The following is an 827-nucleotide window of genomic DNA, read 5'->3' as shown; positions in this document are numbered from 1 at the left end:
AGATAGGTTCGGGGTGGAAGCGCGGTAACGTGTGGAGCTGACGAATACTAATCGGTCGAGGGCTTATCCAAGATACATCAGCTAACCAAACATGGATGGATGGAACGTTTCGTATCTAGTTTTCAGGGAGGAATCCCTTGAGCAAGAAGCTGCATGCCCTGGATAAGGCTGGAGATTTTCTTGCAGCGTTTTCGAAGAGGGGACTCTTCGAAAAAAACAGGCTTTCGAAGCAGCTTTGCTTCACAAAGCTTGCAGGTTTGGTGATGATGGCGGAAGGGAACCACGCGTACCCATCCCGAACACGATCGTTAAGCCTTCCAGCGCCGATGGTACTTGGACCGCAGGGTCCCGGGAGAGTAGGACGTTGCCAAGCCGCAGAGCGCCGTGCTGACATTTGTCAGCACGGTGTTTTTGTGTTTGAGTTTTCTATATTGAAAGATTTAAGGCAGATGGGGGAGTAAGCGTAGTATATGGATGTATGCATCGTTGTACTGGGATTGTCGCTCGAGCGTAGTTCGTTTTTTATAGGGCATACTAGTGGCGGTTGTGAGGGATTTCGTCAATTTGCTCAGGTGGATTCGTATGAAAGGAGTGGAATCCGAGCAGATGGCTTGGAACAGGTGTAGAAGCGAGGTTTACGGTATAATACAATGTACCAGCTGTTTATCTTCATTTTGATGATAATGAGGCTTAATTGTGTTTACAATATAACAATGTGCGTCCGGCGTTTAAAATGATATCTATACGGCTACACGGCGAAATCATGAAGCAAATAACAAGAATAAAACCCATAAATAGGGAATGAATAAAAAAACGAGCCAGGGTGC

At 46.3% G+C, this 827-nt stretch carries 1 rRNA gene; it reads left to right on the top strand.

Features of this window, described 5'->3' with window-relative positions:
• The first annotated feature begins 256 nt into the window (after positions 1 to 256).
• Positions 257 to 373 (top strand): 5S ribosomal RNA (gene rrf, locus WBG83_RS22510).
• The last annotated feature ends 454 nt before the right edge of the window (positions 374 to 827 follow it).

It is taken from the genome of Paenibacillus sp. y28 (genome assembly GCF_037137075.1).
Lineage (GTDB): Bacteria > Bacillota > Bacilli > Paenibacillales > NBRC-103111 > JBBBNV01.
Note: the sequence above shows the minus strand (reverse complement) of the source record. Positions and strands in the feature narration are given on the sequence as shown.